The sequence below is a fragment of the Xylophilus sp. Leaf220 genome (assembly GCF_001421705.1).
GTDB lineage: Bacteria > Pseudomonadota > Gammaproteobacteria > Burkholderiales > Burkholderiaceae_C > Xylophilus.
Window position 1 is genome coordinate 41,386 of the sequence record NZ_LMKO01000027.1, and the last position, 21,593, is coordinate 62,978.

The following is a 21,593-nucleotide window of genomic DNA, read 5'->3' on the forward strand; positions in this document are numbered from 1 at the left end:
CGCGGCGGTGCGGCGTTCGGAAACGAAAAAACCCGGCACCTTGCGGATGCCGGGTTGCGCGGGGCCTGCCGAAGCTTAGGGCTTGCTTCCCGTCGGAAAGGGCCATGCGGCTTGCGGGTTCAGCGTGGTCTGGGCCGCAGGTGCTGCGGTGGCCGTCGCGCCGGTGGCGGCCTTGGCCTTCTTCGGTGCGGCAGGCTTGCTGCTGGTGGCGGTCTTCGTCGCTGCAGGCTTGGCGGCAGCCTTCGGTGCCGGTGCGGCGGCCTTCTTGGCAGCGGGCTTCTTCGCAGGTGCCGGGGCTGGCGCAGGCGCTGCCTTCTTGGCGGCCGGAGCAGCCTTCTTGGCCGGCACGGCCTTCTTCGCAGCGGCCTTCTTGGCCGGTGCTGCCTTGGCGGCGGCCTTCTTCGCAGGTGCCGCAGCCTTCTTGGCGACGACCTTCTTGGCCGGAGTGGCCTTGGAGGTGGATGCCTTCTTGGCCGGTGCTGCCTTGCCGGATGCGGCCTTGGAAGTGCTCGCCTTCGTGGTCGCGGTCTTCTTGGTGGTCGCAGCCGTCTTGCTCACGGCGGCCTTCTTGGCAGGCGATGCCTTGGTCGCGGTGGTGGTCTTGGCGGCGACCTTCTTGGTGGTCGAGGCCTTCGACGCCGTGCCCTTCGCGGCCGTTGCGGCCTTGGTGGTCGTCGCGGCCTTCTTCGCCGCTACGGGCTTCTTCGTGGTCGTTGCCGCAGCCTTGGGTGCGGTGGTCGCCTTCTTCGTGGTGGCGGCTTTCTTGGTAGCCGGTTTTTTCGCAGTTGCCATGACTTTCTCCTTGGTCATATTACAAAGAGCACTTCATGCGCAGCGCGCCGCACGAAGCGATTCATGGCGATGGAGCTTCTGCTCCAGTGCCATGAATGCGGGAACGCCCGCCTTGCACACTCTTATCGGTGTGTCCAAGGACGGGCGTGTATCTGAATGCATGTGACGAGCGAGGGCGCTCAGTCCCAGGACAGCGCTCCGCCGGATTGGTACTCGATGACGCGCGTCTCGAAGAAGTTGCGCTCCTTCTTCAGGTCGATCATCTCGCTCATCCAGGGAAACGGATTTTCTTCGTTCGGGAACAGCGGCTCCAGGCCGATCTGCGTGGCGCGGCGGTTGGCGATGTAGCGCAGGTAGCCCTTGAACATCGACGCGTTCATGCCCAGCACGCCGCGCGGCATGGTGTCCTCGGCGTACTTGTATTCGAGCTCCACCGCCTTCAGGAACAGGTCCTTGATCTCGCCCTTGAATTCGGACGTCCACAGCTGCGGGTTCTCGAGCTTCAGCTGGTTGATCAGGTCGATGCCGAAGTTGCAGTGCATCGACTCGTCGCGCAGTATGTACTGGTACTGCTCGGCCGCGCCGGTCATCTTGTTCTGCCGGCCCAGCGCGAGGATCTGGGTGAAGCCGACGTAGAAGAACAGGCCTTCCATCAGGCAGGCGAAGACGATCAGCGACTTCAGCAAGGTCTGGTCGGTCTCGAAGGTCCCGGTATGGAAGTTCGGGTCCATGATCGCCTCGATGTAGGGGATCAGGAACTCGTCCTTGTCGCGGATCGACGGGATCTCGAGGTAGGCGTTGAAGATCTCGCTCTCGTCGAGGCCGAGCGACTCGACGATGTACTGGTAGGCGTGCGTGTGGATCGCTTCCTCGAACGCCTGGCGCAGCAGGAACTGGCGGCATTCGGGCGCGGTGATGTGGCGGTAGGTGCCCAGCACGATGTTGTTGGCGGCCAGCGAATCGGCGGTGGTGAAGAAGCCGAGGTTGCGCTTGACGATGCGGCGCTCGTCTTCGGTCAGGCCGTTCGGGTCTTTCCACAGCGCGATGTCGCGCGTCATGTTCACTTCCTGCGGCATCCAGTGGTTGGCGCAGGTGGCCAGGTACTTCTCCCAGGCCCATTTGTACTTGAAGGGTACGAGCTGGTTGACGTCGGTCTTGGCGTTGATGATGCGCTTGTCGGCCGCATTGACGCGGCGGTGCACCGGCGCTGCGGTGGCGCTTGCGGGTGCGGCATCCGACGGCGTCGCAGCGGTGTCCGCAGAGGCCGTCGTGTCGCGCGAACCGGCCGTGGTGTCGGGCTGCGGTGTCGGCGTCGAGGGCTTGACTTCTTCGTCCCAGGTCAGCATAGGTTTTCCAGTGGTCGGATTATGAAAGCAGGCATGCGAAATGAAAAGGACCTGTCACAGGTCCATGCATTTCCACATGCCTCGATGTTGCTGCCGGGCATCGCGCGGAGAGGGTTTCCGCCGCGATGCCCGCGCGTTTTCTGAGGGCCGTCTTGCCGCGGCTTTTTACTGGCACGCCTCGCAGGTCGGGTCGTCGATCGCGCAGAACTTCACGTCGGTGGCGGGCAGCGCATCGGCCTGCGCGCGGGCCTGTGCCGCGGCGGCTTCGAGCACGTGGGAGGCGGCCACCGCGTTGGCCTGCGCCACGTGCGGATCGCCCGACGACACCGCGTTCAGGCGGTCCGACTGCACCGTCGATTTCTCGGCGTGCGTGGCGCTCTGGGTGCGCAGGTAGTAGGTCGTCTTCAGGCCGCGCAGCCAGGCCAGCTTGTAGGTGTCGTCGAGCTTCTTGCCCGATGCGCCGGCCATGTAGATGTTGAGCGACTGCGCCTGGTCGATCCACTTCTGGCGCCGGGCCGCGGCCTCGACCAGCCAGGTGGTCTCGACCTCGAACGCGGTGCCGTAGAGCGCCTTGATGTCCTGCGGCACCCGGTCGATCGGGCGCAACGAACCGTCGAAGTGCTTCAGGTCCATCACCATCACGTCGTCCCACAGGCCCAGGCGTTTCAGGTCGCGCACCAGGTAGCCGTTGATGACGGTGAATTCGCCCGACAGGTTCGACTTGACCGAGAGGTTGCCGAAGCACGGCTCGATCGAGGCGTCGACGCCCACGATGTTGGAGATGGTGGCCGTCGGCGCGATGGCCACGCAGTTGGAGTTGCGCATGCCGTCGGTGGCGATCTTCTTGCGCAGCGCGTCCCAGTCGAGGGTCGAGGAGCGGTCCACTTCCACGTAGCCGCCGCGGGCCTTCTCCAGCATGTCGATGGTGTCGAACGGAAGGATGCCGCGGTCCCACAGCGAGCCCTTGTAGCTCTCGTACTGGCCGCGTTCGCGTGCCAGCTCCGACGAGGCCCAGTAGGCGTAGTAGCAGATGGCTTCCATCGACTGGTCGGCGAACTCGACCGCGGCCTGCGAGGCGTAGGGGATGCGCAGCTCGTACAGGCTGTCCTGGAAGGCCATCAGGCCCATGCCCACCGGGCGGTGGCGCATGTTGGAGACGCGCGCCTTCTCGACCGCGTAGTAGTTGATGTCGATCACGTTGTCGAGCATGCGCATCGCCGTCTTGATCGTCTTCTTGAGCTTCTCGTGGTCGACGCCGCCGTCCTTCAGATGCTGCAGCAGGTTGATCGAGCCGAGGTTGCAGACGGCCGTCTCTTCGTCGCTGGTGTTGAGCGTGATCTCGGTGCAGAGGTTGGACGAATGCACCACGCCGACGTGCTGCTGCGGCGAGCGCACGTTGCAGGCGTCCTTGAAGGTGATCCAGGGATGGCCGGTCTCGAACAGCATCGAGAGCATCTTGCGCCACAGGTCGGTCGCGGGCAGGGTCTTCGACGGCTTCAGCTGGCCGGCGGCGGCCTGGGCCTCGTAGGCGACGTAGGCCTTCTCGAAGTCGGCGCCGAACTTGTCGTGCAGGTCGGGCACGTTCGACGGCGAGAACAGCGTCCAGCTGCCCTTCTCCATCACCCGGCGCATGAACAGGTCGGGGATCCAGTTGGCGGTGTTCATGTCGTGGGTGCGCCGGCGGTCGTCGCCGGTGTTCTTGCGCAGCTCCAGGAACTCCTCCATGTCGAGGTGCCAGGACTCCAGGTAGGTGCAGACCGCGCCCTTCCTCTTGCCGCCCTGGTTCACCGCCACGGCGGTGTCGTTGACCACCTTCAGGAAGGGCACGACGCCCTGCGATTCGCCGTTGGTGCCCTTGATGTGGGAGCCGAGCGAGCGCACCCGGGTCCAGTCGTTGCCCAGGCCGCCGGCGAATTTCGACAGCAGCGCGTTCTCCTTGATCGATTCGTAGATGCCGCCCAGGTCGTCGGGCACCGTCGTCAGGTAGCAGGACGACAGCTGCGAGCGCAGCGTGCCGCTGTTGAACAGGGTGGGGGTGGACGACATGAAGTCGAACGACGAGAGCACTTCGTAGAACTCGATCGCGCGGGCTTCGCGGTCTTTTTCCTTGAGCGCCAGGCCCATCGCGACGCGCATGAAGAAGGCCTGCGGCAGTTCGATGCGGGTCTTGCGCACGTGTAGGAAGTAGCGGTCGAACAGGGTCTGCAGGCCGAGGTAGTCGAAGCGCAGGTCGCGCTCGGCCTTCAGCGCGGCGGCCAGGCGCGGCAGGTCGTAGGTCAGCAGCGCCGGGTCGAGCAGCTCGTTGTCGACGCCCTTCTGCACGAAGCCGGGGAAGTAGTCGACATAGGCCGCGGCCATCTCCGACTGGGTGACGTCCTTGCCCAGGACTTCCTTGGCGATCGTGTGCAGCAGCAGGCGGGCGGTCGCGTAGGTGTAGTCGGGGTCCTTCTCGATCAGGGTCCGCGCAGCGAGGATCGAGGCCTTGTAGACCTCGTCGACCGGCACGCCGTCGTAGAGGTTGCGCATCGTCTCGGCCAGGATCGGGTCGGCCTTCACGTCGGCGCCCAGGTTCTCGCAGGCGGCACCGATCAGGCTGCGCAGCCGGGCCGTGTCGAGGACGAAGCGCTGGTCGCCGTCGGTGACGTGCAGGGACGGGGCGCTGGGCGCGGCTTCTTCCTGCTGGCGTGCGCGCTCCTGCGCATGGCGTTCGCGGTAGAGCACGTAGGCGCGTGCCACTTCGTGGTGGCCGCCGCGCATCAGGCCCAGCTCGACCTGGTCCTGCACGTCTTCGATGTGGAAGGTGCCGCCGCCCGGCCGCGAGCGCACCAGCGCGCGGGCCACCGCCTGGGTCAGTTCGTCGACCGTCTCGCGCACGCTGGCCGAGGCCGCGCCCTGGGTGCCCTTGACGGCCAGGAACGCCTTCATCAGCGCCACCGCGATCTTCTGCGGGGTGAACGGCACCACCGCGCCGTTGCGGCGGATGATCTGGTAATTGCCGAGCACGGCGGGCGCGACGGTGGCCGCGACCGGCGCATCGGCGGCCAGGGGGTGGCGCACGGCGGCGGGCGCGAGCGGAGCGTTCAGGGTGGCAGACTGCATGGAAATTCCTCTTGATGCGGTGCAGGGCAGAAGACGGACACGCACGAGGCGTGGCTCGGCGTGCGAATCGAAAACGGTGGAAAGAGCGGCTGGATCGCGGGACGCCGATTGCGGCGCCAAACCCCACATCTAGTGTCGGGCTGCAGTGCTGGGCACTACCTGTAGCGTAAATCGGTGTTCTGAGTTTAGGCGATCGGGCACCGGCCACAAGGCCTTTACAAGTGGAAACAGCCTGTCCGGCCGGGTTTTTCCAGGGGCGATTCGCGGCAAAGCCCCGAAGCACCGGGGCGGGCCGGAAGAAGTCCAGCACTGGTGCGGACTGCAGCCGCATTTGGCCCTGGAAGCCGCGCCGGAAGCCGGCCTGCGGTTCCCGGATCTTTTTTCGGTCAGCCGCCGGGCGGGGGCAGGGCGAAGGCGCCGGCCGGCAGCAGTGCACCGAAACGCGGCCAGTCGAACCCGGGTCCGGGATCGTTCTTGCGGCCCGGCGCGATGTCGGAGTGGCCTGCGACATGGCGGACCGGATAGCGCTCCAGCAGCCCGGTGCAGAGGGCCGCCAGGGTCAGGTACTGCGCCGGCTCGAACCGGTCGCCCTCGAGGCCCTCCAGCTCGACGCCGACCGAGTCGTCGTTGCAGTTGTCGCGCCCCCGCCATGCCGAGCGGCCCGCGTGCCAGGCCCGGGCATCGCAGTCGACGAACTGCCACAGCGCGCCGTCGCGGCGGATATAGAAGTGGGCGGAGACCTCGACGCCGCGCAGCCGGTCGAAGTACGGATGGGCGTCGCAGTCGAGCGTGTTGCCGAACAGGGCGAAGACCTCGTCGCCGCCGTAGACGCCCGGCGGCAGGCTGATCGAGTGCACCACGACCAGATCGACCGCCGCGCCCGCGGGTCGGGGGCCGAAGTTGGGTGATGGGAATCTGAGGGCGGGCCGGTACCAGCCGCCGTCCCAGGAACCGGCCGCGCCGGTACCCGCCTCAGCGGGCGGCATCGTCCGGGCCGGCGTCCTCGTCGGCGGGCTCGTGGCTACCCTGCGGCGTCGCGATGTTGAGCCGGGCGATCCGGTAGCGGATCTGGCGCAGGCTGATGCCCAGGTTGGCGGCGGTGGCGGTGCGGTTGAAGCCGGTCTGGTGCAGGGCGCGGACCAGGATCTCGCGCTCGCGGGCGTCCAGGTAGCCCTGCAGGTCGTGCGGCAGCGGGGGCGGCTCGGCGGGGTTGTCGTCGGACACGACCACCGGCGGCTGCGGCGCGGGCGCGGCATGGGGCTGCGGCATGCCGGGTGCGCCGTATTCCGCGTCGATCTGCAGCGTGTCGCCGTCGCTGAGCGCCACCGCGCGGTGCAGCAGGTTCTCCAGCTCGCGCACGTTGCCGGCCAGCGGATGGCGCTCCAGCTGGGCCAGCGCGGCCGGCGACAGCGCGGGCACCGGCAGGCCGGACTCGTGGGCGATGCGGGCCAGCAGGGCGGCGCAGAGGGCGGGCAGGTCCTCGCGCCGCTCGCGCAGCGGCGGGATGGCGATCTCGATCACGTTGAGGCGGTAGAACAGGTCCTGGCGGAAGCGGCCCTCGCGCACGTCGGCCGACAGGTCGCGGTGGGTGGCGCTGACGATGCGCACGTCGACCGGTTCCTCCTGCGTCGCGCCGATGGGACGCACGCTGCGCTCCTGGATCGCGCGCAGCAGCTTCGATTGCATCGCGAGCGGCAGGTCGCCGATCTCGTCGAGGAACAGGGTGCCGCCGTGGGCCGCCTGGAAGTAGCCGTCGCGGTCCTGCAGCGAGCCGGTGTAGGAGCCCTTGCGGGCGCCGAAGAATTCGGCCTCGAGCAGGTTCTCGGGAATCGCGCCGCAGTTGACCGCGACGAACGGTCCGTCGGCCCGGTGGCTGCAGGCATGCAGCGCCTGCGAGATCAGCTCCTTGCCGGTGCCCGATTCGCCGCGCACCAGCACCGGCGCCATGCTGCGGGCCACCTTCACCACCCGTTGCTTGACGCCCGCCATGGCCGGCGAACTGCCCACCAGCCGGGCCAGCGCCGCGGCAGAGCCGGCCGCATCGGACGCGCCTTCGCGGGCTGCCGGCGCGGCACCGGCGGCGGCGGGCAGCAGTGCCGGGTCGTTGCGGCTGCCGCGCGTGGCCTGCAGCGCGGCGGCGACCGCGGCGCGGAACTGCTTCAGGTCGACCGGCTTGGTGAGGTAGTCGAAGGCGCCGGCCTTCAGCGCCTCGACCGCGTTCTCGGCCGAGCCGTAGGCGGTGATGACGATGCAGCGCTCGGGCCGCTGCAGCGAGCGCAGCAGGTGCAGCACCTCGAGGCCCGAGCCGTCGGGCAGGCGCATGTCGCAGATGATCGCGTCGAACCGGCGCGCCTGGAGCTGCTCGCGTGCCTGGAGCACGCTGCCGGCAGCCTCGACCCGGTAGCCCTCCCGCAGGAGCGTCAGCTCGTAGAGGGTTCGCAGATCGGGCTCGTCGTCGATGACGAGGATGGCGCCGTCTGGAGCGGAGGTGCGGGAAGAGGTGCTCACACGACTATTGTGTCAAAGGGCGAGTCGGCGGCCACGTCGTGCGGGGGTCGAAAGGCCACGGTGAAGGCATTGCCATCCACCGGCCCGAGCGCTGTGGCCCGCTCCACCCGGCGGTAGCCGATGCCCGCGCCGTGCCGCTCGCACAGCTCCCGGCAGATGTAGAGGCCCAGGCCGCTGGAGCGGCTCTCCGACGAGAAGAAGGGCTCGAACAGCCGCTGCTCGACCATCTGCTCCAGCGGCGCGCCGTCGCTCCAGACCTCCAGCAGCGCCTGGCCGCCGGCTGCCGCCCAGGTGCGCACCTGCAGCGCGTCGCGGTCGGGGCCGATGTAGCGCAGCGCGTTGTCCAGCAGGTTGACCAGCACCCGGCGCAGGTGGTCGGGGTCGAAGTCCACCCGCACGCCGGCGCCGGCCTCGGTCGCGACCTGCAGGCCGCAGCCCTGGCCGGCATGGCCATGCCAGTCGGAGCAGACCGCGCCGACGGTCTCGTCGAGCGGGATCGTCGGCGTGCCGTCGAAATCGAGCTGGCGCTGGGCGCGCGAGACGTCCAGCACCTCCTCGGCGATCTTGGCCAGGCGCTGCGCGTTCTGCCGCACCAGGGCCGAGAGTTGCCGCTGGGCCGGGTCGTGCAGGTCCTCGTCGAGCAGCGCGTTGGCCTGCACGATGGCCGCCAGCGGGTTGCGGATCTCGTGGGCCACCGCGGCCGACATGCGGCCCATCGCGGCCAGCTTCTCGGTGCGCAGCCGGGCCTCGGTCTCGCGCAGGTCCTGCAGGAACATCACGCAGAGCGTCTCCGACGGGCGCTCGCGCAGCGGCGTGAGCCGGGTGCGCACATGCAGGCGCCGCGGGCCGTGGCCGGGGTGCACCAGGGCCAGGTCGACCATCTGGCGGCCACCGTCGGCGACGGTGCGGCGGGCCAGCTCGGCCAGCGGCTCCCACACGGGCTGCTCCGACAGCGAGAACGGCGGGGTGTAGGCGCCGGCGTCCAGCAGGACCCGCGCCGCGGGGTTGGTCGCGCGCACCATGCCGGCCGCGTCGACCACCAGGACGCCGTCGGTCAGCGTCTCGATCACCAGCTCGTTCACCTGCGCCTGCAAGGTCGCCGCGCGCTGGCTGCTGCGGGCGATGGCTTCCTCGCGGGCCAGCCGGGTGGCCAGCGGCTGCACCAGCACCGCGATCACGAAGTAGCCCAGCCCGGTCAGGCCCGCCTGCAGCAGCCGCGGCGTCGAGAAGCCGGTGGCATCCGGCCAGAGCAGGGTGGCATCGGCCAGCAGCAGCAGCGTCACCCCGGCGGCGGTGCCCAGCGCCATGCGCCGGTTGCCCAGCACCGAGGCCATCAGCACCGGCAGGCCGAGCAGCGGCATGTAGTTCATGCCGCCCGACTGCAGCACCTGCATCGCCGAATAGGCGAGCAGGTCCGCGCCGATGGTGGGCAGCCACAGGGATCCCAGCGTGGCATCGTTGCGGCGCGGCTGCAGGTAGATGCGCGCAACCAGGGTGCCGGCGAGGTAGGCCAGGCAGACGGCCAGGAACACCGCGCTGTGTTGTTGCCCCAGCGCCTGGATCACCGCCTGCAGCAGCAGCAGGGCGACCGCCACCACCACCCGCGCGGTGGCGAAGCCGTTCCAGATGCGCAGCAGCCCGGCGGGCGGCGCCGGGCGCCGCCGGTCGGTGAAGCCGAGCCGCATCGTCATGGCGCAGCGTCGGGGTTGCGGCCCAGCCGCTGGTGGGCTGGGCTGCAGAAGCTGCCGTCGCGCGACACCAGCGCATCGCCGCGCGGCAGGTGCAGGCCGCAGTGCTCGCACCGCACCATGGCCTCGGGCAGGGCCGGGCGGGACGCGGGCGGCGGGGCGGCCGGCGGCGTGCGGCGGCCGCTGCGCCACAGCCAGACGAACAGGGCGACCGCGGCCAGGACGACGAGCAGCTTCATGCCGGCGCCCGGTGCAGGACCACCTCGAGCACGAAGCGCGATCCCACGTAGGCCAGCAGCAGCAGGGCCGAGCCGATGTAGAGCCAGCGCAGCGCGGTGCGCCCGCGCCAGCCGAAGCGCGCACGGCCCAGCAGCAGTACCAGGAAGGTGAGCCACGACAGCACCGAGAACACCGCCTTGTGGTCCCAGCGCCAGGCGCGTCCGTAGAGGGTCTCGCCGAACAGCAGGCCGGCCGCGAGGGTGGCGGTCAGCAGCACGAAGCCGGCGTTGACGAAGCGGAACGTCAGCCGCTCCAGCATCAGCAGGGGCATGCCGCTCTGCGGGTCGGCCGCCAGGCGCATCTGCTTCTCGGCCCGGGTCATCAGCCAGGCGTGGACCAGCGCCGCGGCGAAGAGCCCGTAGGAAGCGACGCCCAGCGCGAGGTGCAGCGGCAGCCAGGGCGAGTTCTGCGCATGCAGCGCGGTGCCGGGGAAGGCCAGCGCCAGCAGCACCGCCACCGCGCCCAGGCCGCACAGCGCCCAGCGCGCCCGCAGCCGCGGGTAGAGCCGGCTCTCCACCGCGTAGACGGTCAGCACGAACCAGGCGGTGATCGAGAGCGCCGGCGCGAAGCCGAAGTGCGGCGGCGTGAAGGCCAGCGACCAGACGAGCGCCGCGCCGTGCAGCACCCAGGCGGCGGCCAGTGCGGCGCGGCTCACGCCCGGGGCGAGGCGCGCCGCGAACAGGGCGGGCAGCGCGTAGGCGAGGGCGGCAGCAAGACCCAGCACGAGGCTGGCCGGGGACGCGCTGGGTAAAATCATGCCGACGAGTTTAGTGGCGTTCCCGCCCGCTGCCCGCGCCGCCGGCGCACACCGCGGGGCGCTTTCTTCGCACCCCGCGGCCGCCTGCCGTCCGGCGCCGCTCCGGCCTCTTCATCTCTCCTCCATTCCCACCATGGCATCCGCACTTACCGACAAACTCACGAAGCTCGTCAAGGAGATGCGCGGCCAGGCCCGCATCACCGAATCCAATGTGCAGGACATGCTGCGCGAGGTGCGCATGGCGCTGCTGGAGGCCGACGTGGCCCTGCCGGTGGTGCGCGACTTCATCGCCCGGGTGAAAGAAAAGGCGCTCGGCCAGGAAGTGCTGGGTTCGCTCAAGCCCGGCCAGGCGCTGGTCGGCATCGTCAACCGCGAGCTGGCCGCCACCATGGGCCAGGGCATCGCCGACATCAACCTGGCGGCCCAGCCGCCGGTGGTGATCCTGATGGCCGGCCTGCAGGGCGCGGGCAAGACCACCACCACCGCCAAGCTGGCCAAGCACCTGATCGAGAAGCGCAAGAAGAAGGTGCTGACCGTCTCCGGCGACGTGTACCGCCCCGCCGCCATCGAGCAGTTGAAGACGGTGACCAAGCAGGCCGGCGCCGAGTGGTTTCCCAGCACGCCCGACCAGAAGCCGCTGGCGATCGCGCAGGCCGCGCTCGACCATGCCAAGCGCCACTACTTCGACGTGCTGCTGGTCGACACCGCCGGCCGGCTGGCGATCGACGAAGCGCTGATGAACGAGATCCGCGAACTGCACGCCTTCCTCAAGCCCACCGAGACGCTGTTCGTGGTGGACGCGATGCAGGGCCAGGACGCGATCAACACCGCCAAGGCCTTCAAGGAGGCGCTGCCGCTGACCGGCATCGTGCTGACCAAGCTCGACGGCGATTCGCGCGGCGGCGCGGCGCTGTCGGTGCGGCAGATCACCGGCGCGCCGATCAAGTTCGCCGGCGTGTCCGAGAAGATCGACGGGCTGGAGGTGTTCGACGCCGAACGCCATGCCGGCCGCATCCTGGGCATGGGCGACATCGTGGCCCTGGTGGAGCAGGTCACGGCCGGTGTCGACGTGGAAGCCGCGCAGAAGCTGGCCGCCAAGGTGAAGAGCGGCGAGGGCTTCGACCTCAACGACTTCCTCGGCCAGCTGCAGCAGATGAAGCAGATGGGCGGACTCTCCAGCCTGATGGACAAGCTGCCGGCCCAGCTGTCGGCCAAGGCCGGCCAGGTCGACATGGACAAGGCCGAGCGCGACGTGCGCCGCAAGGAAGGCATCATCCAGAGCATGACCACGCTGGAGCGCCGCAAGCCCGAACTGATCAAGGCCACCCGCAAGCGCCGCATCGCCGCCGGCGCGGGCGTGCAGGTGCAGGAAGTCAACCGTCTGCTCAACGAGTTCGAGCAGATGCAGACCATGATGAAGAAGATGAAGGGCGGCGGCCTGATGAAGATGATGAAACGCATGGGCGGCATGAAGGGCATGGGCGGCGGCATGCCCAAGCTGCCGTTCTAATGCGTTTCACATACGAAAAAGGCCTGTAGCCGGCGAATGGCGCCGGCTTCTAGCTACTGAATAGATAGCAAAAGAAAAAGCCGACTCGCAGGTCGGCTTTTTTTATGTGCGGCCCCGGCAGGGGCATCGCTCGGTCTCAGGCGGCAGCCGCCAGGGGCGTCGCCAGCCGTGGACGCGACAGGCGGTTGGCATGCAGGCGGGCCCGGCGCAGCACCGAAGGCGACCAGCGCTCTTCGGGGATCAGCAGGAAGGCCCGGCTGCGCATCGCGGTACCCAGTTCGATGTGGCTGGTCCAGACGCTGACGGGGATCGCCAGCAGCAGCGGCAGGCCGACCGGCACCAGCCAGACCAGGGCGCTCGGATCGATCATCGCGATGCCGACGGCCAGCACGGCGACCACCAGGGACATCGGTGCGAGCGTTGCGGCGGCACCCTTCCACGACAGGGCCAGCGCTTCGCGGGGAGGCGACTTCCAGTCGAGCTTCATGCCGGTGATGGCGACCAGAACGAACAGCGAGTGGGCCAACATGCGGACCGGCGACTGCAGCAGGGCCAGCACGCTTTCGAGAGCCGAGCTCTTCAGCAGCGCGAAAGCGCCGCCGAACATGCGTTGCTCGCCCTTCATCAGCACGGCAACGATGCCCAGAATGCGCGGCAGGAACAGCACGCTGATCGTGAAGGCCCAGAGGCCCATCAGTTCGGCAGGGAGCACGTCCCAGTTGGTCGTGGCGATCTTGCTGCCCGACAGCCACAGGGCGGTGCCCAGGGTCATGAAGGCCAGCCACAGCGGAGCCGACACATAGGACAGGGCGCCGGTCACGAACATGGCGCGGTGCACGCGGTGCAGGCCGGGCTCCGCCATCAGGCGTGCGTTCTGCAGGTTGCCCTGGCACCAGCGGCGGTCGCGCTGCAGCTCCGACAGCAGGTCGGGCGGTTGCTGCTCGTAGCTGCCGACCAGATCGGACACCAGCCACACCTGGAAGCCGGCACGGCGCATCAGCGCGGCCTCGACGAAGTCGTGCGACATGATGCCGCCGGACATGCCGCCCTTGCCTTCGATCGGGGCGAGGGCGCAATGCTGCATGAAAGGCTCGACGCGGATGATGGCGTTGTGGCCCCAGTAGTGCGACTCGCCCAGCTGCCAGAACTGCATGCCGAGGGTGAACAGGCGGCCGGTCATGCGGGAAGCGAACTGCTGCGAACGGGCATGCAGGGTCACGTGGCCGATCGACTGCGTGGCGGTCTGGATGATGCCGGCCTTGGGGTGGGCTTCCATCAGCTTGACCATGGTCGAGAGGCAGTCGCCGCTCATCACGCTGTCGGCGTCGAGGACCACCATGTAGCGGTAGTCCTTGCCCCAGCGGCGGCAGAAGTCGGCCACGTTGCCGGCCTTGCGATGGGTGCGGCGGGTGCGCAGGCGGTAGTACACCTCGATCTGCGGCTGGTCCGGGTTGGCGGCCAGGGCGGCGCGCAGGTCTTCCCAGGCGGCGAGTTCGGCCTTGGCGATGGCGGGATCGTAGCTGTCGGACAGCACGAACACGTCGAACACCTTGGCGTTGCCGGTGGCGGCGACCGATTCGCAGGTGGCGCGCAGGCCGGCGAACACGGTGGCCACGTCTTCGTTGCAGATCGGCATGATGATCGCGGTGCGGGCATCGGCGTTCATCGCATGGTCGCGCACTTCCTTGGCGGAAATGGTGTGCTTGTCGCCGCGCAGGCTGACCCAGAAGCCCATCAGCGCGGTGGTGAAACCGGTGACGACCCAGGCCGACAGCAGAGCGAACAGCGCGATCTGGCCGTACTGCAGCACCGCGCTGTCGTACACCGGCTGGATGCCGGCGAACAGCGTGGTGGCGATGGCGGTGGTGATCAGCGTGATCAGCAGGAACACGGCGCGGCGACGCGACGCGGCACGCTGCCATGCTTCCGGGGCCATCTGCTCGGCTTCCAGCGGGGTCTGCACTTCGTGCGAACGGCCGGTAAGCGTCATCAGGGTGGAAGTGCCGAGGCTGTTCCAGAAGCCGCGCCATGGCTTGGCGGGCATCGAGCCGCGGTTGACCGGGGGAGCGGTCACGGAGTTGGGGTGGCGCTCTTCGCGCAGTTCGCTGCGGGAAGACGCGACAGGGTTCGCGGCCGCGGTTGCCGGGGTGGGCAATGCGACGACGCGCTGGCTGGCGACGGGTCGAAGAGGATTCATGGTGTCACTCACTGGTCGGTCCCTAAACATCAGGAAGCAGCGAACCCGGCGCCGTCGGCAGGACGGTAGACACGAGGGGCGGCGGGGCTGCACATGCGCTATGCATTGCAATCCCCGTGCCATCATGAATAAGTTATTTCATATCAAAGACTTGCGAGTAATTTCTCGAAATATTATGAAGAATTTCGGTGTTAACCCTCGCAAAACCCCTGTTTTTGTCGCCGCCCGGCGACAGGACAGCGGCCTGCCCTGGTCGAATCCTTATGAATCAACGGCTTAGCCTTGTCGTCCTTCTGCGACACCATCCGTGGAAACCACGACACCGTCCCCTTTGAACTGACCGGGCGTCAGCGCATGCTTCTGCAGCAGCCGGTAGAACTCGGTCCGGTTCCGGTCGGCCAGGCGCGACGCGTCGGCCACGTTGCCGTCGGTGAGCTTGAGCAGGCCGACCAGGTAGTCGCGCTCGAATTTCTGCTTGGCATCGGCGTAGTTGAGCACCTCGATCGAGGGCGTGCGCAGGGCGCGCTGCACCAGGGCCAGCGGCACCAGCGGTGTCGTGGAAAGCGCACAGACCTGCTCCACCACGTTGAAGAGCTGCCGCACGTTGCCCGGCCAGGCCGCGGTGGTGAGGGCTTTGAGGGCTTCGGGCGCGAAGCCCGACAGACGCTTGCCGTACTTGCCGGCCAGCTTCAGCAGGAAATGGTTGGCCAGGAGCGGGATGTCCTCCCGCCGGTCGCCCAGCGTGGGCAGGGTGAGCGTCACCACGTTCAGCCGGTAGTAAAGGTCTTCCCGGAACTGGCTGGTCTGCATGGCCGCATCGAGATCGCGATGGGTGGCGGAGATGATCCGCACGTCGACCGGGATCGACTGGCTGGAGCCGACCGGCCGCACCGCGCGCTCCTGCAGCACCCGCAGCAGCTTGACCTGCAGGGCCGGCGGCATGTCGCCGATCTCGTCGAGCAGCAATGTTCCGCCCTCGGCCGCCTGGAAGAGCCCCTTGTGGTTGGCGCTGGCGTCGGTGAAGGCGCCCTTGACGTGGCCGAACAACTCCGATTCCAGCAGCGCTTCGGGAATCGCGCCGCAATTGACGGCAACGAAGGGTTTCCGGGCGCGCGGGCTGGCGCGGTGGATGGCGCGGGCCAGCATTTCCTTGCCGGCACCGCTGTCGCCGCGCAGCAGCACCGACGCGTCCGATTGCGCGATCATCCGCGCCTCGGCCAGCACCTCGGCCATGCGGCTGGAGCGGCTGACGATCTCCGAGCGCCAGGATTCGTCGGCATGGGTCTCGCTGACGGTGGGGGCGCTCAGGGCCAGCGCCTGCGAGATCTTGTCGAGCAGTTCCTTGCCGTCGAACGGCTTGGTCAGGTAGGTGAACACGCCGCGGGCGGTGGCTTCCACCGCGTCGGGGATCGTGCCGTGGGCGGTGAGCAGGATCACCGGCAGCGAGGGATGGCGCGCCCGGATGATGTCGAACAGCGCCAGGCCGTCCTTGCCGGGCAGGCGTACGTCGGACAGCACCAGTTGCGGGTGGGCGATGTCGAGCTGGGTGAGCGCCGACTCGGCAGAGCTGACCGCCGTGACCCGGTAGCCCGCCGCGTTGAGCCGCATCGACAGAAGGCGCAGCATGTCGGCATCGTCGTCCACCACCAGCAGGCTGGGGGCGTGGGCGGACAGGGAGGGGGCGGAGGCGCTCATCGGATCGGGTTTCCTAGGGGTTCGGCTTGGCCGCCGGAGCGGCGGGCGCTGCGGGCGGGCTCGCGGCGGCCGCGCCGTTGGCGCCGGAGCGGGTCAGGCTGCGCTCGATGGCGCGCACCGCCTCCAGCCGTTCGCTCAGCTGGTCGATGCGGCGCTGGTTGTCGCGCAGTTGCTGGGATTGGCGCTCGACCATGTCCTCCAGCCGGCGCTGGTCGCCGTAGCGCGAGGTGAGCAGCCGGGCCAGCGGGTGCAGCCGGCGCGCGGCTTCGCCCTGGTTGTTCAGCAGGCGCTGCAGCAGCGTCTGGGCGCGCATCGTGTCCTGCGGATTGCGGGTCTGCGCCAGGGCCACCGCCAGCTGCAGGTCCTGGAACGGCGTGCGCTGCGCCTCGCCGGAGGTATCGCCCAGGCGCGCGATTTCCTGCGACAGCTCGGCCGGCGGCATCGTCCGGACCCGGTCGGCATAGGCGAGCAGCGCCACGTTGCCTTCGGGCGGTGGCATGGGGGCGGCCGCCTGCGCCGCCGTGGCGGCGTCGCTGCGGGGCGCAGTTGCCGGCTTGGTGCCGGTCGCCGGCGGCACGACGATCACGTCGTCGACATCGGCTGCAGCGCTGGCCGCGGCCGCGGCCGAGGGCGGCGGCGCGGGCGGCGTGGCAGGGGCGGGCGGCGGCGCCGGCGTGGCGCAGCCCGCTGCCAGTGCCACGGCGCCCAGTGCGCCGGCGAGTCGAAAGCGGTGGGGCATGGTGCTGCTAGAGGACATGGGGCAGGTCGATGCGGAAATGGGCGCCGGCGGTGCCGGCCATGAGTTCGATGTGGCCGCCGTGCGCAGCGATGTACTCCTGCACGATCGACAGGCCGATGCCGTTGCCGCGCGCGGCATCGGCGGGCTGGCGCTGGCCGCGGTAGAAGGGCTCGAAGATGCGGGGACGGTCGTCCTCGGCCACGCCGGGGCCCTGGTCCTTGACCTCGATCGTCACGCCGTTGCCCAGGCGCGCCAGGCGCAGCACGATGGTGCCGTTGCGCGGCGAGAAGCGGATCGCGTTGGAGAGCAGGTTGGCCACCACCGTCGCCAGCTTGCCGGCATCGACCTGGGCCGACACCGGCGTGCCCTCGACCTTCACCGCCAGCGCATGCGCCTGCCACTGGAGCCGCTGCGCATCGACCTGGTCCTCCAGCAGCTGGAGCAGGTCGGTCTTCTGGCGCTGCAGCTGGCGCGCCTCGAAGGCGGCGGCGTTGAAACGCAGCAACGCCTCGATCTGGCTCTGCAGCACGACGGTGTTCTGCTGCAGGATGCGCGCCACCTCGCGCTGGTTGTCGGTCAGCGGGCCGGCCACGCCGTCCTCGAGCAGGGCCACGCCTTCGCGCAGTGCGGCCAGCGGCGTCTTCAATTCGTGCGAGATATGGCGCAGGAAGCGCGCCTTGTCGGCATCCAGCTCGGTGAGCCGCAGCCGCAGCCACTCCAGCTGCTGGCCCACACGGCGCACGTCGGCGGGGCCGCGGATGTCGATCGGCTCCTCCAGCTCGTTCTCGCCCAGCCGGACGATGGCACGCTCCAGCCGCTTGAACGGCCGCGCCAGCCACAGGCCGAAAGCCACCGCCAGCAGTACCGCCAGGCCGATCGCGCCCACCACCATGCGGGTGAGCCGGGCGCGGCTGGTGTCGAGCTGCTCTGTCAGCGCGGTGTTGCGGCCCTCGATCGCCCGCTGCACCTCCTGCGCCACCAGGGCGTTGACCGATTCGAGTTCGCGGAATTCCGAGGACATCGACCGCTCGCGGTCGAGCGCGGTATCGGACGGGCCGGCGAACAGCGCGGTGATGGTGGCCAGCTGGGCACGCCAGCGGTTGGCCACGTCGGCCGGCACGTCGCCCGGCTCCAGTTGGGCGAGCAGTTCGGTACCGTCGTGCGCCGCTTCGTCGAAGCGCTTGCGCAGCATCGCGTCGTTGAGGATCAGCGACTGGCGACCGGCCCGCTCCATGGTGGCGCTGCGGTTGGCCAGGTCCTGCACGATCGCGTTGAGCTGCAGCGCCCGGGCCGAGAACCCGCGGCTCTGCGCCATCAGCCCGTCGAAGGTGAAGACCGCCCGCAGCGAGATGCCGCCGAGCAGCGCGGCGATCAGCAGGAAGCCGACCAGCAGCAACTGCTGGAACGATCCGCGGACCGGCCGGCGCCGCGCGCTGCCCGACGCCGCCAGGGGCAGCGCCGCGGGCGGTGCGGTGCCGCTCATGCGGCCAGCGCCGGCAGGGGCAGGTCTTCCCGCAGCGCCACCGCGCCGCGCAGCGAATAGCCCTGCGCCTCGGTGATCCGCAGATCGACCATCTGTCCCACCAGCCGTGCGGGGCCCGCGAAGTTGACGACGCGGTTGCACTCGGTGCGGCCCATCAGCTCGGGCACCGCGGCCGAGGACTTGCGCGACGGGCCTTCCACCAGGATGCGCTGCACGGTGCCGACCCGGCTGGCGCTGATCGCCCGCACGTTGTCGTCGATCGCCGCCTGCAGCTGCTGCAGACGGCGCAGCTTGACCTCGTGCGGCGTGTCGTCGTGCAGGTTGGCGGCCGGCGTGCCGGGCCGCGGGCTGAAGATGAAGCTGAACGAGGTGTCGTAGCCCACGTCGTGGATCAGCTTCATCATCTTCTGGAAGTCGTCGTCCGTCTCGCCGGGAAAGCCGACGATGAAGTCGCTGCTCATCGCCAGGTCGGGGCGGATCGCGCGCAGCTTGCGCACCGTGCTCTTGTATTCCATGGCGGTGTAGCCGCGCTTCATCGCCATCAGGATGCGGTCGCTGCCGTGCTGGACCGGCAGGTGCAGGTGGCTGACCAGCTTCGGCACCTCGGCATAGGCCTGGATGAGCCGCGGCGTGAACTCGTTGGGGTGGCTGGTGGTGTAGCGGATGCGCTCGATGCCGGGAATCTCGGCGACGTACTCGATGAGCATCGCGAAATCGGCGATCTCGGCGGTTGCGCCCATCGCACCGCGGTAGGCGTTCACGTTCTGGCCGAGCAACGTCACCTCGCGCACGCCCTGGTCGGCCAGCCCGGCGACCTCCACCAGCACGTCGTCGAACGGGCGGCTCACCTCCTCGCCGCGGGTGTAGGGCACCACGCAGTAGCTGCAGTACTTGGAGCAGCCCTCCATGATCGAGACGAAGGCGGTCGCGCCGTCGACCTTCGCCGGCGGCAGGTGGTCGAACTTCTCGATCTCGGGGAAGCTGATGTCGACCTGCGGCCGGTCGTGCAGGTCGCGCGCGGCCAGCATCTCGGGCAGGCGGTGCAGCGTCTGCGGGCCGAAGACCACGTCGACGTAGGGCGCGCGGGCGATGATCGCCGCGCCTTCCTGGCTGGCGACGCAGCCGCCCACGCCGATCTTCACGCCCCGGGCCTTAAGGTGCTTGACGCGGCCCAGGTCGCTGAACACCTTCTCCTGCGCCTTCTCGCGTACCGAGCAGGTGTTGAACAGGATCAGGTCGGCCTCTTCCATGTCCTGGGTGGGCTCGTAGCCTTGCGCCGCGCCCAGCACGTCGGCCATCTTGTCCGAGTCGTACTCGTTCATCTGGCAGCCGAAGGTCTTGATGAATACTTTTTTGCTCATGGGGAGCGCCCTTCGGGCGTCTGGTGTGTGGGGCGGCGGGTCGTGGCCGTGCGGCCGACGCCCTGTGCGACCGGCTCCGCGGTGCGACGGCCGGCGGTCAAGATCCGAACAGGGATTCCAGCAGAGAGCGCTGCCTGCCGGGCCGCAGTGCCGCTTCGTCGGGTGTCAGCAACCAGACCTCGGCGATCTCGCCGAACCCGTCGCGCCGGTAGTTGACGATGAGATCCTGCTCGGCCAGCGTGGCCGACAGCACCGCACGCCCCTGCGTGTCGCGGATCAGCCCGCCGACCGAAAGGCGGTCGGGCTTGCCGTCCATCAGCACCACCGGCGGGTAGGTGACGCGCAGGCGACCGCGCATCGCCGTCTCGGGGAAATTGCGCACCGCGGCCATCGACTCAGCGGTCTGCGCGTGCAAGGGCACTGATACGCCCAAGGCGCAGCAGAGCAGCACCAGCCCGGCGATGTGCCGACGGGCGGAAGGGCGGGGCAGGGAGAGGGGCGTGGCGCCGGGGCGGCGTGCGCAGCGGGTCATGGTGTACGTCCAGAGGCTGGTGGTGCCATTCTAGCGGGCACCCCCTCGGCGCGACGGTCTCACAACGGCAGGCAGCGCAGCCGCAGCTGGGAGGATTCGAGCTTTTCCGCATACCAGCCGTCGCGGGCCGGCGACACGAGCGCAGCCAGGCCCTGCATCAGCGTCACGTCATCCCCTGCCTTCGCGTTCTTGTAGCACTCGTCGAGCGTGGCCAGCGACCGGCGCAGCGCGGCGGCCTGCGCGGCGTCGGTCTTGTCGCCCGAAGCGGCCTGGCCGGCAAGCCAGGTCTCGTAGGCGGCCAGCGTCTGCTCGGGCAGCTTTTCGCGTGCGTCCTTCGGAATCATGTTGCCGTAGAGCTGCTGCAGGCTTTCGGCGCCGGCCCGCGACAGGTGCAGCGATACGTCGTACTGCGCCTCGAACGCGCCTTGCCGGGCGATCACGCGCTGGATGCGGTAGTCGAGCCGGCCCTGGGCGCCGCCCAGCGTGGCGATGAGTTCGCGCGCAGAGGCATTGTCGGGGTTGCCATCGAAGTCCGTCTTCAGCGCCTGCGTGATCGCTACGTCGTCCGGGAATGCGATGCCGGCAGGGCCCGCGCCGGGGCGGTCGCAGGCGGAGAGAAGGGCCAGGAGGGCGCAGGCTACCAGGCTTGTAGCTATGCGGCCGAGCGGCGCCCGGTCGGTGGAAGTGAGTTGGTGTGGGTGCATGGCAGGTAATGGACCACGACCGGCGTCCACGGTGCGCCCGAAGATATGTCAGGGTGTAAATACGGGTCTTAAAACGTACTGACAGTGCGACATCTCCCGCACGAGTTGCGGAATTGTCCTATTGACATGTATTCGGTGTGGTTGATTACGGATCCTTCGTTTCACCGCGAACGCCGTTTCCTCTGGAGAAAATTCAAGAAGAAGTGCAACACGACGGCGGAAGTTCCATCCGTCCGAGCTGCTTGACAAAAGTTTGCACAACGATTTCAGCGCAGTATTTATGCCCCTGCTTGGTGCATTTGGTGGCGAAAATGTAAGTTATTTTGCATAAATAGCATTACAAATTCGTCAACTGGCTGCCATAAATGGAACGTACAAACGGGGCTCTCGCAGTCCGGGCCATCCGGTTATTACCCATCCGCTTCATCAGGAGTTTCCCATGCAGAAGAAATTTGCCCTCGTCGGTATCGTCTCCCTGGCCTTCGTCTCGTCCGCCGCCTTCGCTCAAACTGCCAGCATCAGCGTGCCGGGTGTCGGCAAGGCTTCGGGTTCGATGGGTTCGACCGTCGAGCGCAGCAATATCACGGTCGCCAACAACACGGCGCGCGACGTGCTGGTCGGCGGTGGATCGGCCAGCATCCTGAAGCTGGGCGGACAGGTCGAGATGAGCGGCGTGGCCAACGTCAACAGCGTCAACATCACCGGCTCCACGCTGCGCGACTCCAACATCACCGTCAGCGGCAACACGGCAGAGAACATCAAGGCCATCGGCGGCACGGCCAACGTCAACTCGGTCAACATCAACTGAGTCCAGACACCGTGCGCCGCATCGATGCCCTCGGGGCATGCGATGCCGGTGCGTGACACCGCGATCTGCGTCCGCAGATCCCTCCGGAGCCGCTT

General features: G+C 68.6%; 17 protein-coding genes. 2 read left to right on the plus strand and 15 right to left on the minus strand.

Annotated elements, in window-relative coordinates; translation table 11 throughout:
* Positions 1-75 precede the first annotated feature (75 nt).
* The 8 genes from ASE76_RS18745 to ASE76_RS18780 form a co-directional block, all read right to left on the minus strand.
* On the minus strand, positions 76-792 hold the full coding sequence (locus ASE76_RS18745) for a hypothetical protein (protein WP_055843325.1): 717 nt from the start codon (positions 790-792) through the stop codon (positions 76-78).
* A gap of 179 nt (positions 793-971) precedes the next feature.
* The gene (locus ASE76_RS18750) at positions 972-2,138 is read right to left on the minus strand and encodes a ribonucleotide-diphosphate reductase subunit beta (protein WP_055843161.1); all 1,167 of its coding nucleotides are present in this window, start codon (positions 2,136-2,138) and stop codon (positions 972-974) included.
* A 165-nt stretch (positions 2,139-2,303) separates the two neighbouring features.
* Complete coding sequence (locus ASE76_RS18755) at positions 2,304-5,237, minus strand: ribonucleoside-diphosphate reductase subunit alpha (protein WP_055843163.1); 2,934 nt, start codon at positions 5,235-5,237, stop codon at positions 2,304-2,306.
* A gap of 386 nt (positions 5,238-5,623) precedes the next feature.
* Positions 5,624-6,223: a 1,6-anhydro-N-acetylmuramyl-L-alanine amidase AmpD gene (gene ampD, locus ASE76_RS18760; RefSeq protein WP_055843165.1), complete on the minus strand. Its 600-nt coding sequence runs from the start codon at positions 6,221-6,223 to the stop codon at positions 5,624-5,626.
* Positions 6,210-7,745 carry a sigma-54 dependent transcriptional regulator gene (locus tag ASE76_RS18765; protein ID WP_055843167.1) on the minus strand — a complete coding sequence of 512 codons (1,536 nt, stop codon included), beginning with the start codon at positions 7,743-7,745 and terminating at the stop codon, positions 6,210-6,212. The genes ampD and ASE76_RS18765 overlap by 14 nt, the downstream gene beginning before the upstream one ends.
* On the minus strand, positions 7,742-9,436 hold the full coding sequence (locus ASE76_RS18770) for a PAS domain-containing sensor histidine kinase (protein ID WP_055843169.1): 1,695 nt from the start codon (positions 9,434-9,436) through the stop codon (positions 7,742-7,744). The genes ASE76_RS18765 and ASE76_RS18770 overlap by 4 nt, the downstream gene beginning before the upstream one ends.
* A complete protein-coding gene (locus ASE76_RS18775) occupies positions 9,433-9,672 on the minus strand; it encodes a PP0621 family protein (RefSeq protein WP_055843172.1) in 240 nt (79 codons plus the stop codon). The genes ASE76_RS18770 and ASE76_RS18775 overlap by 4 nt, the downstream gene beginning before the upstream one ends.
* Entirely contained in the window at positions 9,669-10,469 is an 801-nt protein-coding gene (locus tag ASE76_RS18780; RefSeq protein WP_055843173.1) for an inner membrane protein YpjD, read from the minus strand. The genes ASE76_RS18775 and ASE76_RS18780 overlap by 4 nt, the downstream gene beginning before the upstream one ends.
* Positions 10,470-10,602: 133 nt before the next feature.
* Between ASE76_RS18780 and ffh the strand changes: the two genes are divergently transcribed.
* Positions 10,603-11,979, plus strand: coding sequence for a signal recognition particle protein (gene ffh, locus ASE76_RS18785; RefSeq protein WP_055843175.1), 1,377 nt, complete (start codon positions 10,603-10,605; stop codon positions 11,977-11,979).
* 136 nt (positions 11,980-12,115) lie between these two features.
* Here the strand turns inward: ffh and mdoH are convergent, their stop codons facing one another.
* The 7 genes from mdoH to ASE76_RS18820 all read right to left on the minus strand — a co-directional run bounded on the left by mdoH (position 12,116) and on the right by ASE76_RS18820 (position 20,690).
* On the minus strand, positions 12,116-14,176 hold the full coding sequence (gene mdoH, locus ASE76_RS18790; RefSeq protein WP_055843178.1) for a glucans biosynthesis glucosyltransferase MdoH: 2,061 nt from the start codon (positions 14,174-14,176) through the stop codon (positions 12,116-12,118).
* A gap of 276 nt (positions 14,177-14,452) precedes the next feature.
* Positions 14,453-15,871: a sigma 54-interacting transcriptional regulator gene (locus tag ASE76_RS18795; RefSeq protein WP_055843181.1), complete on the minus strand. Its 1,419-nt coding sequence runs from the start codon at positions 15,869-15,871 to the stop codon at positions 14,453-14,455.
* Between the two features lie 13 nt (positions 15,872-15,884).
* The gene (locus tag ASE76_RS18800; protein ID WP_082448736.1) at positions 15,885-16,610 is read right to left on the minus strand and encodes a hypothetical protein; all 726 of its coding nucleotides are present in this window, start codon (positions 16,608-16,610) and stop codon (positions 15,885-15,887) included.
* Between the two features lie 7 nt (positions 16,611-16,617).
* A complete protein-coding gene (locus tag ASE76_RS18805) occupies positions 16,618-18,093 on the minus strand; it encodes an ATP-binding protein (RefSeq protein ID WP_055843182.1) in 1,476 nt (491 codons plus the stop codon).
* Positions 18,090-19,454 carry a tRNA (N6-isopentenyl adenosine(37)-C2)-methylthiotransferase MiaB gene (miaB, locus tag ASE76_RS18810; protein ID WP_055843184.1) on the minus strand — a complete coding sequence of 455 codons (1,365 nt, stop codon included), beginning with the start codon at positions 19,452-19,454 and terminating at the stop codon, positions 18,090-18,092. The genes ASE76_RS18805 and miaB overlap by 4 nt, the downstream gene beginning before the upstream one ends.
* 97 nt (positions 19,455-19,551) lie before the next feature.
* Positions 19,552-19,986, minus strand: coding sequence for a hypothetical protein (locus tag ASE76_RS18815; RefSeq protein WP_236698529.1), 435 nt, complete (start codon positions 19,984-19,986; stop codon positions 19,552-19,554).
* 59 nt (positions 19,987-20,045) lie between these two features.
* Positions 20,046-20,690, minus strand: a complete 645-nt coding sequence (locus ASE76_RS18820; RefSeq protein ID WP_055843188.1) for a hypothetical protein — start codon at positions 20,688-20,690, stop codon at positions 20,046-20,048.
* 439 nt (positions 20,691-21,129) lie between these two features.
* Here ASE76_RS18820 and ASE76_RS18825 point away from each other — a divergent pair, with 439 nt between their 5' ends.
* Positions 21,130-21,498 (plus strand): hypothetical protein, encoded by a 369-nt coding sequence (locus ASE76_RS18825; protein WP_055843190.1) that lies wholly within the window; start codon positions 21,130-21,132, stop codon positions 21,496-21,498.
* The last annotated feature ends 95 nt before the right edge of the window (positions 21,499-21,593 follow it).

What these genes read in the sequence shown, in the direction of transcription:
- mdoH (WP_055843178.1), bottom strand. Translation starts at nt 14,176, where the DNA reads ATGAATCCTCTTCGACCCGTCGCCAGCCAGCGCGTCGTCGCATTGCCC.
- ASE76_RS18780 (WP_055843173.1), bottom strand. Translation starts at nt 10,469, where the DNA reads ATGATTTTACCCAGCGCGTCCCCGGCCAGCCTCGTGCTGGGTCTTGCT.
- ASE76_RS18820 (WP_055843188.1), bottom strand. Translation starts at nt 20,690, where the DNA reads ATGCACCCACACCAACTCACTTCCACCGACCGGGCGCCGCTCGGCCGC.
- ASE76_RS18775 (WP_055843172.1), bottom strand. Translation starts at nt 9,672, where the DNA reads ATGAAGCTGCTCGTCGTCCTGGCCGCGGTCGCCCTGTTCGTCTGGCTG.
- ffh (WP_055843175.1), top strand. Translation starts at nt 10,603, where the DNA reads ATGGCATCCGCACTTACCGACAAACTCACGAAGCTCGTCAAGGAGATG.
- ASE76_RS18815 (WP_236698529.1), bottom strand. Translation starts at nt 19,986, where the DNA reads ATGACCCGCTGCGCACGCCGCCCCGGCGCCACGCCCCTCTCCCTGCCC.
- ASE76_RS18800 (WP_082448736.1), bottom strand. Translation starts at nt 16,610, where the DNA reads ATGCCCCACCGCTTTCGACTCGCCGGCGCACTGGGCGCCGTGGCACTG.
- miaB (WP_055843184.1), bottom strand. Translation starts at nt 19,454, where the DNA reads ATGAGCAAAAAAGTATTCATCAAGACCTTCGGCTGCCAGATGAACGAG.
- ampD (WP_055843165.1), bottom strand. Translation starts at nt 6,223, where the DNA reads ATGCCGCCCGCTGAGGCGGGTACCGGCGCGGCCGGTTCCTGGGACGGC.
- ASE76_RS18750 (WP_055843161.1), bottom strand. Translation starts at nt 2,138, where the DNA reads ATGCTGACCTGGGACGAAGAAGTCAAGCCCTCGACGCCGACACCGCAG.
- ASE76_RS18795 (WP_055843181.1), bottom strand. Translation starts at nt 15,871, where the DNA reads ATGAGCGCCTCCGCCCCCTCCCTGTCCGCCCACGCCCCCAGCCTGCTG.
- ASE76_RS18825 (WP_055843190.1), top strand. Translation starts at nt 21,130, where the DNA reads ATGCAGAAGAAATTTGCCCTCGTCGGTATCGTCTCCCTGGCCTTCGTC.
- ASE76_RS18805 (WP_055843182.1), bottom strand. Translation starts at nt 18,093, where the DNA reads ATGAGCGGCACCGCACCGCCCGCGGCGCTGCCCCTGGCGGCGTCGGGC.
- ASE76_RS18755 (WP_055843163.1), bottom strand. Translation starts at nt 5,237, where the DNA reads ATGCAGTCTGCCACCCTGAACGCTCCGCTCGCGCCCGCCGCCGTGCGC.
- ASE76_RS18770 (WP_055843169.1), bottom strand. Translation starts at nt 9,436, where the DNA reads ATGACGATGCGGCTCGGCTTCACCGACCGGCGGCGCCCGGCGCCGCCC.
- ASE76_RS18745 (WP_055843325.1), bottom strand. Translation starts at nt 792, where the DNA reads ATGGCAACTGCGAAAAAACCGGCTACCAAGAAAGCCGCCACCACGAAG.